Genomic DNA, 15,552 nt, shown 5'->3' on the forward strand with positions numbered 1-15,552 from the left:
CCCTTAAGTCACCCTTTCTTTGCTGAGCTACTCTACTCTACTCTACTCTACAAATATACCCTTAATCCGGGTAATCACATCAAAAAACTCCCTGGCCCGGCCAGAGAGTTGTGAAGTCGGTTCTATTTTAGTATACCTCTATTCTATGCATCCTTCAAAATCCGCCGTCCAAAGGTCAAGGTCACCGCAATCATGGACACGCCCACAATCAGCTGCATTCCATAGATCTGTGTCCATACCGGCCAATGTTGGATCAGCCCATGCACATTGCCTCCAATGAGCGGTCCGAAAAAGGCTGCAACCCCTGTGATGGCAGCATACATTGCCATGTACATGGGACGTTCACCCTTGGGCGTATCCCCGATCATAAAATTGAAGGCCAGCTGGTTAAAGCCCCCTACCCCAATACCGAAAATAATATGGGCAGCTGCCAGCACAAGCAGCATCGGCAGGACCGACAATAGACCCCATAACAGGCAGGAAAGTGCGATAATCGGCAATGTCCAGAACAGCAGGCGCCGATTGCTGAAGCGTGCATTCAGATTACCCCAGATATAGAAGCTGCCCATCATAAATACCGTCTGCGCAACATTCAGCAGTGACAGCGTCTGATAGTTGATATGCAGCAGCTGCAGCATGACATAAGAATACAGCGGTACCACCAGATTTTGCAAAAACAGAAAGCCTCCCAAAAATAAGGTAGCCTTCAGGAAGGAGCTGTCTCTCAGCGGTTTCTTCAGCATCGGTACAAACCGGCTTTCGGAAGACCGTTCAAACGGCATATCCGGATAAAAGAAAAACATCGTGATGTTGGCGGCAATACATACCCATACAATGATGTACAGGATCAAAAAGCCCTTTCCGCCAGGTTCATAGTCAAGTATGACACCACCCGCATACATCACGAGTGTGCCCAAAGCGTTCAGCATCGTGTTGCGGATCCCGAAATAACGTCCCCTCACTCGTGCCGGAACGATATCGCTGATGAGCGAGTTCCACAGGATGCCTCCAACGGTGTTGAACATGAACGCAAGCGTATATAGAATAATAAATGCCGTCACCCAGTACGGCTTGGGGAACAGAAATGGGATCAGTCCCGTACCTCCCCATAAAATCCGGTGAAACGCCACAAACAGTACAAGCGTCCATTTGCGGCTCTTCAGCCGTTGAATCAAAAAGGCGGCGAAAAGCTGGGCGATATTCACAAACGTAGTTATCGCGAGTACAAATCCCAGCTGGCTGGAGTTCGCACCGAGATACAGCAGAAAGCCGGTGAGGAACTGTCCGCCGAGCAGGGTTTGGAACATTACCGCGGGAACACCCTCCATGGTGGCGATTCTCAAGTTTTTCCTCTGCACCGACGTCTTTCGCTGATACTGCTGCCTCGATCTAAATGAAATCATGATGTACTCTCCTTTGAAGCTACAGTTAAATAAATGAATCATTTCTTTCTCTTTTTATGCCAACTTTTTCTTCTCTTTGCTCAACATTCTACTCGCAAAGGTACCCAAGTCAATACGCTGAGCCAGCCTTGATTCACAAAAAAAATTGTGGGACTTCACGTAGAAATAGGACACCGAAAACGTTATATTTTAGGGTCATAGTCACGGATCAGGAAGACTTGACCGGCATAAAAAACGGAGCCTCGCAATTGCTGCGCAGCTCCGCTTCGTTATGCCATGAATTTAGTTTTCAAGAACTATATGATGTGAGTCAAACTTCAAGAATTTGCGGTGCGGGTGTTACGCCGAACGCCTTTGCTAGATCTGCAAGCTCTTGGTCGGTTATCGTCTGCTTGATGCCGTGACCTGCTGTGAGCATATACACCTGAGCTGCCTTCTCAACCGTTTCTATCAACCCGAAGGTTTCATCCATCGTGGAGCCGCTGCCGAAGATGCCATGATGCGGCCAGATCACAACCCGCCGGTCCTTCATTTTCTCCGCTGTCTTCCGGCCGATCTCTGCGCTTCCCGGTACCATCCATGGCAATACGCCAACACCTTCCGGGAAAACAACAATGCATTCGGTGCACATTTGCCAAAGTGTTTTTGTGAATTTTTTCTCATCCAAGTCATGGACAAACGTCATAGCGATCACATTTGTAGCATGGGTGTGCATGACGATCCGATGATTGGGATCCACTTTCAGGCGTTCAATATGGCTCATGAAATGAGATGCCAGCTCGCTCGTAGGGAAGGTGTTGCCGCTAAAGCCCCATAGTACATCGACATGCTCTCCGTCGGCTGTCACGCGAATAACACCCAGGTTCATACCCGGATCGGAAATCACATTTCTGAAATACTTGCCCGATCCGGTCACGACAAAGATTTTGCCCGCAAGCTCAGGAACCGGAAAAGACAACGTGATGACGCGGCCTGTTCCTTTCAGATCTATATGAGGGCTGACCTCCGCTTCATCCAATATACGGCTGATATTTCCACCGTTGCGTTCATCCCAGCCGAACTTCCACATATGATACGTGATTTCAGCCATCTCACGGATAAACGGTATTTCAAGCGCTGGCACATCCCCGGTCATTTCCATCATTGAAGTGCTCACAGCAAGCCTCTCCTTTTGTGTAATCTGTATTTTACACCCTCATCGTACAGCGGACTCTGCTTGTAGTCAACATAAACAAAGATTATAATATTGTTTTATTTTTGTTTTTGTACTTTTTATGTCCGTTTATGAATGTTGACCTATCACTTCTGATCACTTTCTATGAGATAATGATTTCAGGATTGACAGTTATAGACATATTCGATATATTATGTTCAATTTAATCGATGATCCGCTTACGTTGAAGCACTCGTAAGAGAAGGCTGTACATGCCTTTCTTTTTCGGGTGTTTTTTGCGTTCTACGTCATCCATTAATCAGTTCAGCCCACTTTCGCGTAAAGGAGAATTCCCATGAAAACATTCAAATGCTTTACCCCCGCCGTCTTGCCTTTCATTTTCGCTCTGTCTCTAACTCTTTCCATTCCAGCAGACGCAGCAGCCTCCATGCAATGGTCTGCATCGCAGCAAGCCGCCGTTGATCATGCCTCAGCCTCGGATGCCGCACTCCGCAGCAAGCTGGGGTCTTTGTACAGTACCTTTACAAGCCTTCAATCCCAGCTTCAGCAGGCAGATCAGAGCATTAGTTCACTTCATTACAAGAATGAGGATGCGCAATCATCGTTGACCAAACAGATCAAAGTGATTGATGCGGACAAGATCGCGAAGCTTGAGCAGGCGGTCAAACAGGCCAAAGACAAGTACAAACCTCTTCTCTCCATGTACACAGCGCTCAACCAGCAGATCACAACAGCCAACAAACTCAAGAACAAGCAGCTAACCTCCGTCCTGAAAGCTCAAGCCGATACGATGAAAATTGCTGTTCAAATTGCAAAAGCGGATATTAAAAACAAGGAGCAGGCGCTTGCTTCCGCCAAAACCAAAAAAACGGCATCGCAGAAAAAAATCCGGGCAATCCTCGCGGGTGCCGACCCGCTCCGTATTAAAATCAAGGCTGAAAAAAGCACGGCAACCATTTTAAATAAAAATGTCAGCCCAATGTGGAAAGGCGTAACCCAGTCCATAAAGGTCGGGGATGCTAAGAAAATTAATAATGACCTGAATACCTTGGTCTCCCAGCTCCGTCAAATTCAATCCCAAAAACAAAAGATTCTCACACTGGAAAATCAGATCAGCACCATCCTACAAAACGCCAAAACCCAGCTAGCCTCTGCGTAAGTAGTAGTATCGATATAGAGCATGTATATCCTTCGAAAAATTTGATTGCGGTTGCAACCAGATTTTGGTATGATGAAACCCTTCTCACTCGTTCGCCTTGACTGAAGTTGACGGATTTCGTCACCACAGAACTTATCGGAGGTGTACAATGCTCTATTTCACTTTGGCTTCAAAAGCGTATGCCCGCAATCTGCATTATCGCGGCGCGCATATGCTGCACAACATCGCAAGCGCTCTTTTTGGCTATCTTTACGCCTGTATTTGGATCGGTATTGGTCAAGATCGCCCGCTTGGCGAGTATGGAGTGCACGGCATGATCGGCTATATTGCTTTTACACAGGCTTCACTGTGGATATCCGGCTTTATTACCAATGGGCTCGGTATTCCGCAAGCAGTCAGGACAGGACAAATCTCGCTGGATTTAATGCGTCCTGTCCATTTGTTTGTTCTATGCATGTGCAGGGAATGGGGGCAGATCGCCTATCAATTTGTATACAAGTCTCTTCCTATCTATCTCTTGTATATGCTTCTGTTCTCACTTTCCCTGCCAACCCACTGGACAACTCTGCTGTGTTCATTGATCGCCCTGGCCGCTGCTGCCTATATGTCCATCTGCATGAATTACATCATTGGTGCCACTTCACTTTGGACAACCGAATCAAGCTGGCTGTACTGGGTTAATCACGCGCTTATCAATCTTCTCGCCGGTTTTTTTATTCCGGTGGAATGGCTGCCGTCTTGGCTGCAGACGATCAGCTGGATGTCTCCCTATCCCTATCTCCTGTATGTACCAACCCGGATCTATCTCGGTTACGAACAGTCGGCCAGTCTGATAGGTTCCTTTGCATGGTGCATCGTCTTCACACTGCTCTGCCTGCTCGTAACCGTCATCGTTAGACGAAAAGTGGAGGTGCAGGGCGGATGAGCATCAGATATTGGCTCGATCTATATGCTGTACTCATCCGTTCAAGTATCCGGAGCCGGATGCAGTACAAGCTGAATTTCATGTTGGGCACAGTACTCGCTGCTGTCATTCAGATTGCGGAATTTCTGATGATTGCGATCGTCTTGAACAAATTCGGCGCGGTCAAAGGCTGGTCACTCTATGAAGTGGGGTATCTTTTTGCCGTCATGACTCTGTCCAAAACGCTGTATCGCACCTTTGCAAGCGATGTCCACCATCTGGAGAACTACTTGACGACTGGTGAGCTGGATCAGCTGCTGACCCGTCCGGTCCCAATACTGATGGCCCTCATGTCGCAAAACATCCGTCTGATGCCGGGTGAACTGCTCCAGGGAGGGGCGATTCTCTACTGGGCTTTGTATGGACTCATGTCGAGCGGTCAGATTCATTGGATCGCCCTTCCCTATACGGCGTTTGTTATTTTCACCGGAGCCATAATCCTTTTCTCCATCGGTCTCGTGACAGCTACGGTTGGTTTCTGGATCACGCGGATTAACGAGCTTCAAACCCTTACGGAGGATGCAGCGCAAACAGCGGTCCGTTACCCGCTTATACTCTATCCTTCCTGGCTGCGTTCCATCCTGCTCGTTATGATTCCGGTCGGGTTCGTTAATTACGTTCCTTCCCTGTTCATTCTGCGTGGTGAATACGGTTCATGGTTGGTGTATGGCATTGCGCCGCTAGCCGGTCTCTTTCTCTACCTGGGCTTGAAGTTTTGGAAGTTCGGACTGACCCGCTATCAAAGTACAGGAAGCTAGAATGAAAGGGGATATGAAGGAAATGAGTTATGCACAACCCATGATTGAGGTCAGCGGACTGAACAAACAATTTCGGACGCCTGTAGTCAAAGAGGGCCGCTTCGCCGGTCTCCGTACATTATTTACCCGGGAATACCGGATGAAGGAAGCAGTGAAGGATATCAGCTTCACGATTCATAAAGGAGATTTCGTCGGGTATATCGGCCCGAATGGGGCCGGCAAATCTACCACGATCAAAATGCTTACCGGCATTCTTCATCCTTCTTCAGGAGAAGTGAAAATAAACGGAGTCAATCCACATCAACAGAGGCGCCAGGTTGCCAAACGGCTCGGAGTCGTCTTCGGCCAGCGGAGCCAGCTGTGGTGGGACCTGCCGGTAAAAGATTCTTATGATATTCTCGCCCTTATGTATAAAGTAACTGCGCAGGATAAGGAAAAGCGGCTCGATGAGCTCGGGGAATTGCTGGATCTGAAGGAGTTTTGGCTTACGCCGGTCCGTAAACTCTCCCTGGGACAGCGTATGCGCGCCGATATCGCAGCCTCTATGCTGCATGATCCGGATGTTCTTTTTCTGGATGAGCCGACCATAGGCCTTGATGTGACAGCCAAACGCAGCATACGCGGATTTTTAAAAAAGCTGAACAGCGAGTATGGGAAAACCATCCTGCTCACCACCCATGATATGGATGACATCGAGCAGCTGTGCGAACGGGTAATGGTCATCAATCATGGGGAACTCAGCTACGAGGGAACGATTGAAAACCTGCGGGATAGGATCGGATTGCCTACGCTCATTAGGGTTACGTTCAATGGAGCCTATCAACTCCCTACTCCAGATGGTCTCGGACTTCCGATTGAAGTCGCTCTCGATGCAGACCATGTATTCCGTATCGTTGAAGCAAACAACCGTGAGTTACATATCGAAGCAAATAGACAGCAGGTCAAAGCGATGGACATCCTGCGGCTGGTCAGCGGCTGGGGCGAGGTAGCGGATATTCATATGGAGGAGCCTGATTTCGAGGATGTCATCCACCGGGTTTATTGAGGGAGCTGACCATTCAATTCCATACAATACGGCAGCGGTCACCCTTGTCCCCGAAATTCGCCCGTTAATACATTCAGGAGTCTCGGGGACAACAGCGATAGAAGGATTGATTTGTTCGCGGAGTAGCTTTTAGCGGCTATAATCCGATCAAAATAATAACGGTTTATTCAATACGTAGGGAACGTGCCAATGATCATGAGATCTTTGCAGCACGCTCCCTTTTTTTTCGTCACACATGCAGCAGCTTTTGATGAAAAGGATTCCCTTGCACAGGCTCGAAATGGTTGCTGAGCTCATTCAGAAACACAATTTTGCCGCAAGCGCCGCTTTTCATCAGTTCAAAAGCTTCCTCGAAACGGTCCAGCGAACAGGTATGTGTCACCAGTTTGTCCAGCCCCAGATTTCCGCTGCGCAAAAGCCCCTTCATCTGGTACCATGTTTCGTACATTCGGCGACCGGTAATCCCTTCCACCCGGATGCCTTTGAAGATGATCTGCCCGAGATCCATCGGCACATCGCGGGTAGGAATACCGAGCAGCGAGACACGGGCTGCACGAGCTGCCGCTTCAAAACCATCCCGGATCGCTTCCGGATGACCCGACATTTCCAGCACGACTTCCGCCCCCTCTCCCCCCGTAATATCACGTACTACCTGCGGCAAGTTTGCGTTGATACTGTTGATGACAATATCCGCCCCCATCTGGTGGGCCATATGAAGCCGGTAAGGATGAATATCCGCAGCCATGACCAAACCGGCACCACAGGCTTTGGCTACCGAAATGGCCATAAGTCCAATCAGTCCCGCTCCAACGATCAGCACGGATTTGCCAACAATGTCTCCGGAAAGAACCGTATGTACGGCATTGCCTAAAGGATCCTGCAGACAAGCCAGCTCATAAGGCATATCCGGATCGTTTTGAATAATGCTGCCTGCCTTAACGACCGCATACTCTGCGAAGCATCCCGGTGCGGTGATTCCGAAGCTGCGGGTATGATGGCAGACATGCGCATTTCCCGTACGGCAGGCTTTGCAGGTACCGCATACCATATGACCTTCGGCGGATACATGGTCTCCGATCCGTATCTTTTCGACCTGTTCCCCGGACTCCACGACGATACCGGCAAATTCATGACCGAATACGTTTCCGGTCACAACCGACTTCTCAGCCCATTTATCCCAGTTATAGATATGTACATCGGTGCCGCAGATGGAGCTTGCTTTCACCTTTACAAGAACTTCATCCGGACCGATCTCAGGTATAGGTACTTCTTTATATACTGCGCCGGGAGCGCGATGCTCTTTGACAAGCCCGGTCATGGTTTTTTTCATGGATGGTACGCCACCTTCTTATCAATTTATAATGCTGCAAAGTGCAGACAAAAAAAAAGAACTGACATCAGCAGGAGCAACTCAGCAAGCTCTCTGTATCAATTCAAGACCTCATAATCTACGGATTCACGCTGACGATGTTGCCTGCGTAATCCCTCCAATTCGTTCCGTCGAAAAATACCGGTTTTTTCTTCGTCGGATCATAATACGTGTCGCCTTCTACCGGTTTTTTTGTTACTTCAGTCGTTCTCTTTAAATTAATGAACTTATCCTTCAAAACTACCTCGGTATATTTACCGCTTGAACTGCTTGCTTTGCCGCGGAAAAAGAGACGCCCGGTCTGCAATTGATACTGCATATATCCCGGAGCATAATCCGCGGATGGAAATCCGGAGGTACTGCTTTCATCAATGATCATCGGGGTCAGCATGGCTTTTTCATATCCTTTGAAGAAAAGCGCGAATTTGTTGGCGTTATACCACACGGAGCCCGGGTCTATGCCAGATAGGCTGCCATTGTTTATATCCCCCTGCAGCTGAGACATTCTCAGCATGGGCAGTCTCTCGGCAATCTGTCTTCCTGCCCAAGTCATATCAGCTTCAACATGGTCATCAATAGGAAGATTGTTAGGATTGACATTACCTTGGATGTGATGGCGTCCTTGTACAACCGATATGGCTTTGACCCCATACTTCCTGCCTGCGCGGGTATCGAGAAACAGATTGCCTTGTACAATGGTAAAATCCGCTCCAAACAAATTGATGCCGCAGATCTGATCATGGTTTGTTGCCGGGTTCATATCCTGGTAATTCCAGTTTTGAATGCGGTTATTAGTCAAAATAATGTTCGAGCATTTCTGTTCCGGATAATTCGAACCATTCACGGTGGCGATGCCTGAGGTGGGCACATTGTCGATTGCATTCCCGCTGACGATAATATCCTTGGAAGCATAAATATTAATAGCCCCGAAGCTGTAATCCTTGATGGCTGGCGCACTTATGCTGTTGCTTTCCACAATGCACTGCCTTACACCCCATATTTCGATGCCGTCATAACGGTTATTGATACAAATATTGCCCGATATCGTAATGTCGTACGTCTCGAACTGATTTGAGGAAAACGCGGTTATCCCTTCCTGTCCATTTCCGATGACGATATTTCCTGATGCCAGGTTACTAAAACATTTCCGGTCGGCAGCCGAGGTAATGCCGATATTCGTATCAAACGTAATGCCTTGTCCGCCGCAGTTTTCAATATGGTTGTTCATGATGCGGCAATATTTTGAAGAAGATGCATTGATACCGGTGTTTAAATTTCCTTCCACATTGTTGAACAGCGTTTTATTCTTGAGCCGGTTGCCTTGAGCAAGCATATCCGTGCATCCGCTTAAATAAATGATCCGTTCGGTTACATTTTTGGTGTTCAGGATCTGGTTGTTCAGAATCATGCCGTTAGTGCATGCAGTAAAGGCCCAGTTCCCGGCATTTTCAGACACATGCAGCTGCTGGATAATAAAATCCGAGCTTGAACTGATGTCAAAGCTGATTTTCCCTTCCAGGTTTTCAATTTCAAAAGACGAAATGCCGCTGCCTGTAAATAGCGTATCCGGAAAAGAAGATGCGCTTTGCAGTACGGCCCCTTTTTCACCGGAAAGCCGCACGCTGGACTTCAAATTAATGGTACCTGCGGTATAGGATGCCTGGGGAAAAACGACCGTTCCGCCAACAGAAGTTGCGATATTGATCGCGTTTTGAATGCCCTTCGTGTCATCATTTTTCCCATTTCCCAGCGCACCGAACCACTGCGGATAGAATTCCTTGACCTGAGGAGTACCCTTAATTTGGCCGTCACCGGCAAAAATCTGTGTTATTCCGGCTTCGATTTTTCCGTTAAAGTTCACCGTTCTCCCTGCCGCAATATTGAGCTTGGCTCCATTCATGAAATTCAGCATAATATTCGGGTCAATGGTCAGGTCCGAATTTACTGGATAGGTTCCGCCCGGAAGAACAAGGACTCCTCCCCCGGATAATTTCATTTTTGCCACCTCATCCCCGAGCCTCGCTGGGTCCGTTACCGTAACAAACGGGATACTGTCAGCCATTTTATTCAACCTCCCTGTCCAATCCATCATCAACTTGTGAAGTCTTATAGCATTACTACACTATTCAGACGATTTCTTGTTTGCTGTAGTCATTCTGATTAATTTTAGGGATAGGCGGGTTGAAGATATTCGGCTTTACCGCAGTTTGCTTTCGAAGGAGCGTTTGATTGGCAACCAAGCCATAAAGAATCCAGTTCACTGGATTGGTGAAATAACCGCCAGCGACCTGATAAACGAGGATGAAAGTCAGCAGTCCTGCTTTGAAAATTATCTCGTGCCTTTGAATTCTCATCACCAACATGGTATGGAATACTAAAAGCAGGACTATCACCCCTATACCGCCTTCGGCGATAACGTACATAAAAGAATTGGCAATAACCCCCACCAGTCCCTGGCTATAGTAAGCATTCTGGACCGCATCCGTATTCAAGTTCCCCAGCCCGGTTCCAATGTAGCTCGAATGAACAAGAATCTGCTCCATAATCCGGGCACTAACGTTGAAACGGTAAAATACGGAGCCGTCCGTTCCACTTAGAATATCGTTTAACCGCATATAGAAGCTGTTATTGCTCATCACAAACCAAACCGCTGCCAACGTGCCTGTCAAGATAAGCAGTATCGTCAGGAGGAGCTTCTGGATACTTACTCTATCGCATAAATAGCAGAGGTACATCACCATGAAAGCCAGCCCGAGACTGAGCATACCGCCCATTCCTGCGGAGACAATAACGATTAAAGCATTGGTCAGCATAAAAAAAAGATTCACAAGATTGTGTCTGAGGCGGGTTTCATTCAATACAAACATGCCCAAAATCACGAGCAGAATGCATACATGAAAAGACGCTTCGCTTGGTTCTGCATAAAATAGAGCCAATCGGACCTTCTGATACAGATTAACATCATCATCTAAACGCCACAGCAGCTTCGTCTTATGAACCATACCGATGCACAGCAATGCCAGATTGATGATGGATGCGGAATAGACGATCTTTTTGAAGGAGCTCATGTTCATTTTCATTTCTCTTACTTGGAGGAATAGCATCACGTTCAGAAAAAGCTTGGCGAGGTTGATTGCGAGCCGTCCCATATCAATTTGATCGTTTACGACAATTTGCAGAAATGCATAAAGAATGACGAAATAGACATATCCGGCTGTTTTCAATGTCAGTTTTCTGCGCTGGATGATATCCCTCAAGATCAGAATAATCGACAAGAAATAGAACAAATCCAGGTTAGCCGTAATTCCCTGATGCAGCACATAAACCATAGCAAATATGATTTCCATATGAATTCACTTACCCCATATTCATAGTTCTATTCTTTATCGCATTCCAACCGTTCACTGGCTTTGCTTCACCTTCTCCCTGAAATATCCTGTAAAGCTTCGCACACGCTGCGGCTTCTTTTGAAACAACTCAAAAGATTGGAATAAATGTTCATACATTTTAACGATCCTCTCCCAGGTATATTCCATGGATATTCTTGCCTTGGCTTTGGTCTCCAGTATTTTCATCCTGATATCATCATATTGGTCAAGCTCGTGGATCCGGGCTGCCAGCGAACCAGGATCGGCCGAAAAATACACCGCACCATCTCCTCCGACTTCACGGTTAAATACCACGTCATACAGCAGGTTCAGCTTGGTTGACGCCAGGGCTTCAAGCAAAGAGGGGTTGGTCCCTCCCACTTCATGCCCGTGGCAGTAACCATATGCAAGTTCCCTGATTTTCTTCAGGAGCTGTTCTTGATATACGGTTCCCACGAATTTAATCCGGGCATCCAGATCAAAATGGCATTTTTGAAGCAACTCTTCAAAATAAGAATTTTGTTCGACACCAGTGATGATCACCAGATCCTTTGTCGTATCGGACGCCATGAACTCATTGATGATCAGTTCGTAATTGTTCTCGGGTACGAATCTCCCTATGACCAGGTAATACTCGCCCGGCTTAATGCCATGTGTCTCCATCCATAACAATAAATCAAGGTCTCTTGAGCTCGTTGTCGATGGTGTGAGATCTGCGCCATAGGCAATGAATGTCGTTCTCGGGCGATATTTTGCATAATCACTCTGAATATATGTCTCGATGCCTCTGGAATCACAGACAAGAAGGTCAGCATGTTTGACCATGAGCCTCTCCGATAACCTCCAGTATCGCTTGATCCACGTATTCCATTTGCCTCGCTTCCATTCATGCCCGTCCGGATTTATCAATACGGTGACTCCCATTCGTTCAAGCCTTCGTTTATACGGATAAAAAAAAGGCCCGATTCGGCAGGCTAATATATAAATCACGCAATCTGTCAGCTGATGCTGCTCTATGTATCGAATGCAGATTTTTAAACTTTGAAGGTCGTACAGAACGGCACGGGCACTGCCTACCTTCGGCACTTGGACCTGAAAGCAGCGGGCGCCGTTATGTTCGAACTCCCCGCTTTGATCCGAAAGGCAGGCAACGTGGTAACGGATCTCCTTATTCATTCTTCTCGCTGTCAGCTGCTCAACAAAGGTTTCGAAACCGCCATACCGGGCAGGGATTCCTTTGGAACCAATAATAAATATATGCTTTGTCATTTCTCTTACCTCTTCCATGAATTGTCTTGTAAAGAAAAGCATTTACCGAAAAAAAAGACCCAACAGGGTCCGATTAATCCGGTGTTTACATGTCATTTTATACGCTGAAATTCCGCGAAATCTCGATGATTTGCGATCCGTATACCAACAGGGTCATGCTGGATTCTGCTGGAAAGGTCACGTAAGAGCTGCTCCCCTTTAATTTAACGTTGGGGATTTGCCTCGATATTTTCAAATTACCTGTGTAGGAATAGATGACGACGATCCGCGGCAAAGACTCGGACAGGTTTTCCTTCGTCAATTGAGTGATAACGGTTGATTTAGAATAGGCAAATACGGCTAGCGTAAGATTGGAAATATCGACCGCGGAAGCATTATTCGTAAATGCCGTATACTCCTGCGACAAAACGCCTTTGATCGGAACCGAAGGTACGCCCTCCGTGTTGCCGCTGAAATAATTTGTACTGACCGGATTAACGGAATAATAATCTGTATTTAATGAGGATTCGGGATAATTCGTGAATTGGTTTGAAGTCACGCTGACAGAGGAGCAGCTGGCCGGCGAGTCGATTTTTACAGGCTGATTTTTACCATATTGGCTCCGGGCGTTATTGCCAGTAATATTGATTAGGGAGCTGTTCTTAATCTGAATCGCATAAATTCCCGGAAAAAAGATGTTGTTGCTGGAAATGTTGCCGATGAAATAAGGGCTATTCTCGATATAGATGCCGGTAGATTGAATATCCTCGCCCGATTTCCATGTCAGATTATTGCCGTTCACAATGCCTCCAACGACCCCCGAGATAAAAACGCCATATCTTTTGGACCAGGCTACGTTGTTATTGGCAATAACCAGATTAAATCCATCCTTTGCCATCACTGCACTGTCCACAGCTTCAAACAGATGGTTGCCTTCTATAATGACCCAGTTAAAATTTTCAATATAAATATTCGTCTTCTCAAACCCCGTATGACCAAAAAAGAATGTGTTTCCTTTACATACGAGTCCGTCAATTCCTTTGGCCCAAATATGAAAGATGTTGCTGAATGAGCCCGGGACATCGGTTCTGGACTCATACATATTGTTAGAAAAGTTGACGTCCCCGACCACATGCGTGCCACCATCGTCAGGAGCCGTATAATCGACGTAAAGACCGTAATTGCAATCAATCAGCTGATTGCCCGTTATCGTGTAACGCGAACAGTGCTGCGTTTTGTTCACTTTTTCAAAATAAATGGCCTTGAGACAGTTGATGAAACGGACACTCGTAATGAGAACGCCGTAGTACCATCTGCAGTTTATCCCGTTTCTCGTTTTTGCTCCCAGAATGGTAATCCCGTCTATTTTCACATTGCCCGTGCCTGCGAACCTGTCGGTATTAGCGGTAGGAGTGCCATACAGGTTAATGCATCCATTCAGAGTTCCTGTCCCGGTTATATACACATTCGAGGTAGTGATTGTAATATTCGCATTATAAGTCCCATCAGGAATAACAAGCGTTCCGCCTGTCTGCGAGATACTGTTTAGCGCTTTCTGAAAGGCCTGCGTATCATCTGCCAATCCATCCCCTTTGGCCCCATAAAGCCTTACATTTGCACCTGTGATATCAGCCATCAAAGGCACCTCCTTTTTCCGGATTATCATGCCCCCTTATTCACTTGCATTATATTGATGCCATGGTCATTTGGCTTCGGGTAATTTGCCGTCTCCAAAGGTCTATTTTCCTCAATCGAATACCGTGAAAAAGTATCTCTCCGGGTAAAAACAAGTCCTAAAGCAATCATAAAAAAGGTGTAGGTACAGAGGCTGTAATATTGGTTCGGATTAAAATTGACAACGATAAAGTTGCCGAGAAACAGCGCAGCCGGAAACCATCTCTCCCCTTTGTATTTTCCAAGACTCCATATAAATAGGGCTGCATACACGAGAAAAAACGTGATAAAGCCGAAGATTCCCTGTTCAACAAGAACATTGATAAACTGTGAATGCAGGGCAATATCGTCAATGCCATGATACGTCTGCATGTAAGGAACATACTGGCCTGCGCCAAGTCCGAACCAAGCATGCTCTTTCAGCAACCGGAAAGCCATATTAAATTGGACGAACCGGTGGGACTCGGTATCTCCCCGGTCCAGGAATAAGATTCGGAACAGCTGATCATAAAAGATTTGGTACGCCAGCACGGCCGCGAAAGCCGCGACGAAGATCGTCCCCAGTTTCTTAAGCAGCCGGTAACGGGTTCCCATCCTCACATAAAAAAGAAATATCAGGAACTGTATGCTAACGGATAGATAGCCGATGCGGGTAAAGGTAAGGAACAGGAAAACGGTGTTCAGTAATACCGCTGTCAAGCTGAACAAGCTTTTTTTCTGTATGAAATAGTACAGCAGAACAGGGAACAAAATCGCGCCGAGGTTGCCGGCACCGTTGCTCGCTCCAACAAAGCCCACGACACGCTTGGCGATTCTGACTCCCTCGTAATAATTGATCGAGTCCTCCGCCGAAAATAAAAGAAGCGATTTGTTCGTAGCATATTGAAGCAGCCCAAGTAAGGAATTACAGACCGAAAAACCAACGACGCAGAGTAAAATCGTAGATGTTTGAGCTTCAAGCTTACTGAGTAAATAAAATAATAACGTCAGAAGCAGCAGATTCAAGTACAGATTGATATAATAGATATACAGACCGATCTCCGTGATTTCAAGGGTTGAACCTTGTATTGTAATCAACAATAGGATGACAGCAAACGAAATTATCACAAGTTGAAATCTGTTTCGGATTTCATTGTCTTTTTTAATAGACTGGTATTTGCTCTTGAACACTAAATGTACCAGCAGCGACAAATCCACGCTGAACAGAACGAAAACCGTCACATCCAGATAGACGTCCTGATAGCCGAGACTCAGCTGTATACTGCTTACCATCGCTAACATCAAAAGGCAGACCGGCATAACAGTCTTCCTTTTATTCGGTAGAATGTTCACGGCTACAACCAGTCCCGCCAGCATCACCGGTATGAATATAAGCATTAAAATCAGCATG

The 15,552-nt window shown here is 46.7% G+C and carries 12 protein-coding genes; 4 read left to right on the forward strand and 8 right to left on the reverse strand.

Annotated features, from left to right (window positions below):
• Nucleotides 1-143: 143 nt before the first annotated feature.
• Both KJS65_RS13005 and rhaD read right to left on the reverse strand, forming a co-directional pair.
• The gene (locus tag KJS65_RS13005; RefSeq protein ID WP_213650165.1) at nt 144-1,403 is read right to left on the reverse strand and encodes an MFS transporter; all 1,260 of its coding nucleotides are present in this window, start codon (nt 1,401-1,403) and stop codon (nt 144-146) included.
• A 310-nt stretch (nt 1,404-1,713) separates the two neighbouring features.
• Nucleotides 1,714-2,538, reverse strand: a complete 825-nt coding sequence (gene rhaD, locus KJS65_RS13010) for a rhamnulose-1-phosphate aldolase (protein WP_374706185.1) — start codon at nt 2,536-2,538, stop codon at nt 1,714-1,716.
• A gap of 373 nt (nt 2,539-2,911) precedes the next feature.
• Between rhaD and KJS65_RS13015 the strand changes: the two genes are divergently transcribed.
• From KJS65_RS13015 to KJS65_RS13030, 4 genes are all read left to right on the forward strand, one after another.
• A complete protein-coding gene (locus KJS65_RS13015; protein WP_213650166.1) occupies nt 2,912-3,736 on the forward strand; it encodes a hypothetical protein in 825 nt (274 codons plus the stop codon).
• A 148-nt stretch (nt 3,737-3,884) separates the two neighbouring features.
• Nucleotides 3,885-4,661: an ABC transporter permease gene (locus KJS65_RS13020; protein ID WP_213650167.1), complete on the forward strand. Its 777-nt coding sequence runs from the start codon at nt 3,885-3,887 to the stop codon at nt 4,659-4,661.
• Nucleotides 4,658-5,458 (forward strand): ABC transporter permease, encoded by an 801-nt coding sequence (locus tag KJS65_RS13025; RefSeq protein WP_213650168.1) that lies wholly within the window; start codon nt 4,658-4,660, stop codon nt 5,456-5,458. The genes KJS65_RS13020 and KJS65_RS13025 overlap by 4 nt, the downstream gene beginning before the upstream one ends.
• Before the next feature lie 40 nt (nt 5,459-5,498).
• Nucleotides 5,499-6,503: an ABC transporter ATP-binding protein gene (locus tag KJS65_RS13030; RefSeq protein WP_213650804.1), complete on the forward strand. Its 1,005-nt coding sequence runs from the start codon at nt 5,499-5,501 to the stop codon at nt 6,501-6,503.
• 229 nt (nt 6,504-6,732) lie between these two features.
• On the opposite strand, the gene tdh is transcribed toward KJS65_RS13030, so the two are convergent.
• The 6 genes from tdh to KJS65_RS13060 form a co-directional block, all read right to left on the reverse strand.
• Complete coding sequence (gene tdh / locus KJS65_RS13035; protein ID WP_213650169.1) at nt 6,733-7,833, reverse strand: L-threonine 3-dehydrogenase; 1,101 nt, start codon at nt 7,831-7,833, stop codon at nt 6,733-6,735.
• Between the two features lie 118 nt (nt 7,834-7,951).
• Nucleotides 7,952-9,934, reverse strand: a complete 1,983-nt coding sequence (locus tag KJS65_RS13040; protein WP_213650170.1) for a right-handed parallel beta-helix repeat-containing protein — start codon at nt 9,932-9,934, stop codon at nt 7,952-7,954.
• Nucleotides 9,935-9,998: 64 nt separating this feature from the next.
• Nucleotides 9,999-11,219, reverse strand: coding sequence for a hypothetical protein (locus tag KJS65_RS13045; protein ID WP_213650171.1), 1,221 nt, complete (start codon nt 11,217-11,219; stop codon nt 9,999-10,001).
• 54 nt (nt 11,220-11,273) lie between these two features.
• Nucleotides 11,274-12,509 (reverse strand): beta 1-4 rhamnosyltransferase Cps2T, encoded by a 1,236-nt coding sequence (gene cps2T / locus KJS65_RS13050; RefSeq protein ID WP_213650172.1) that lies wholly within the window; start codon nt 12,507-12,509, stop codon nt 11,274-11,276.
• Between the two features lie 97 nt (nt 12,510-12,606).
• Entirely contained in the window at nt 12,607-14,124 is a 1,518-nt protein-coding gene (locus tag KJS65_RS13055; protein ID WP_213650173.1) for a glycosyl hydrolase family 28-related protein, read from the reverse strand.
• 26 nt (nt 14,125-14,150) lie between these two features.
• The gene (locus KJS65_RS13060) at nt 14,151-15,551 is read right to left on the reverse strand and encodes an O-antigen ligase family protein (RefSeq protein ID WP_213650174.1); all 1,401 of its coding nucleotides are present in this window, start codon (nt 15,549-15,551) and stop codon (nt 14,151-14,153) included.
• Between the last annotated feature and the right edge of the window lies 1 nt (nt 15,552).

This window comes from Paenibacillus sp. J23TS9 (genome assembly GCF_018403225.1).
Classification (GTDB): Bacteria; Bacillota; Bacilli; order Paenibacillales; family Paenibacillaceae; genus Paenibacillus_AQ.

Bases quoted from the DNA above. Each gene is read 5' to 3' on its own strand.
- KJS65_RS13005 (WP_213650165.1), bottom strand. From the start codon at position 1,403: ATGATTTCATTTAGATCGAGGCAGCAGTATCAGCGAAAGACGTCGGTG.
- rhaD (WP_374706185.1), bottom strand. From the start codon at position 2,538: ATGACCGGGGATGTGCCAGCGCTTGAAATACCGTTTATCCGTGAGATG.
- KJS65_RS13015 (WP_213650166.1), top strand. From the start codon at position 2,912: ATGAAAACATTCAAATGCTTTACCCCCGCCGTCTTGCCTTTCATTTTC.
- KJS65_RS13020 (WP_213650167.1), top strand. From the start codon at position 3,885: ATGCTCTATTTCACTTTGGCTTCAAAAGCGTATGCCCGCAATCTGCAT.
- KJS65_RS13025 (WP_213650168.1), top strand. From the start codon at position 4,658: ATGAGCATCAGATATTGGCTCGATCTATATGCTGTACTCATCCGTTCA.
- KJS65_RS13030 (WP_213650804.1), top strand. From the start codon at position 5,499: ATGATTGAGGTCAGCGGACTGAACAAACAATTTCGGACGCCTGTAGTC.
- tdh (WP_213650169.1), bottom strand. From the start codon at position 7,833: ATGAAAAAAACCATGACCGGGCTTGTCAAAGAGCATCGCGCTCCCGGC.
- KJS65_RS13040 (WP_213650170.1), bottom strand. From the start codon at position 9,934: ATGGCTGACAGTATCCCGTTTGTTACGGTAACGGACCCAGCGAGGCTC.
- KJS65_RS13045 (WP_213650171.1), bottom strand. From the start codon at position 11,219: ATGGAAATCATATTTGCTATGGTTTATGTGCTGCATCAGGGAATTACG.
- cps2T (WP_213650172.1), bottom strand. From the start codon at position 12,509: ATGACAAAGCATATATTTATTATTGGTTCCAAAGGAATCCCTGCCCGG.
- KJS65_RS13055 (WP_213650173.1), bottom strand. From the start codon at position 14,124: ATGGCTGATATCACAGGTGCAAATGTAAGGCTTTATGGGGCCAAAGGG.
- KJS65_RS13060 (WP_213650174.1), bottom strand. From the start codon at position 15,551: ATGCTGATTTTAATGCTTATATTCATACCGGTGATGCTGGCGGGACTG.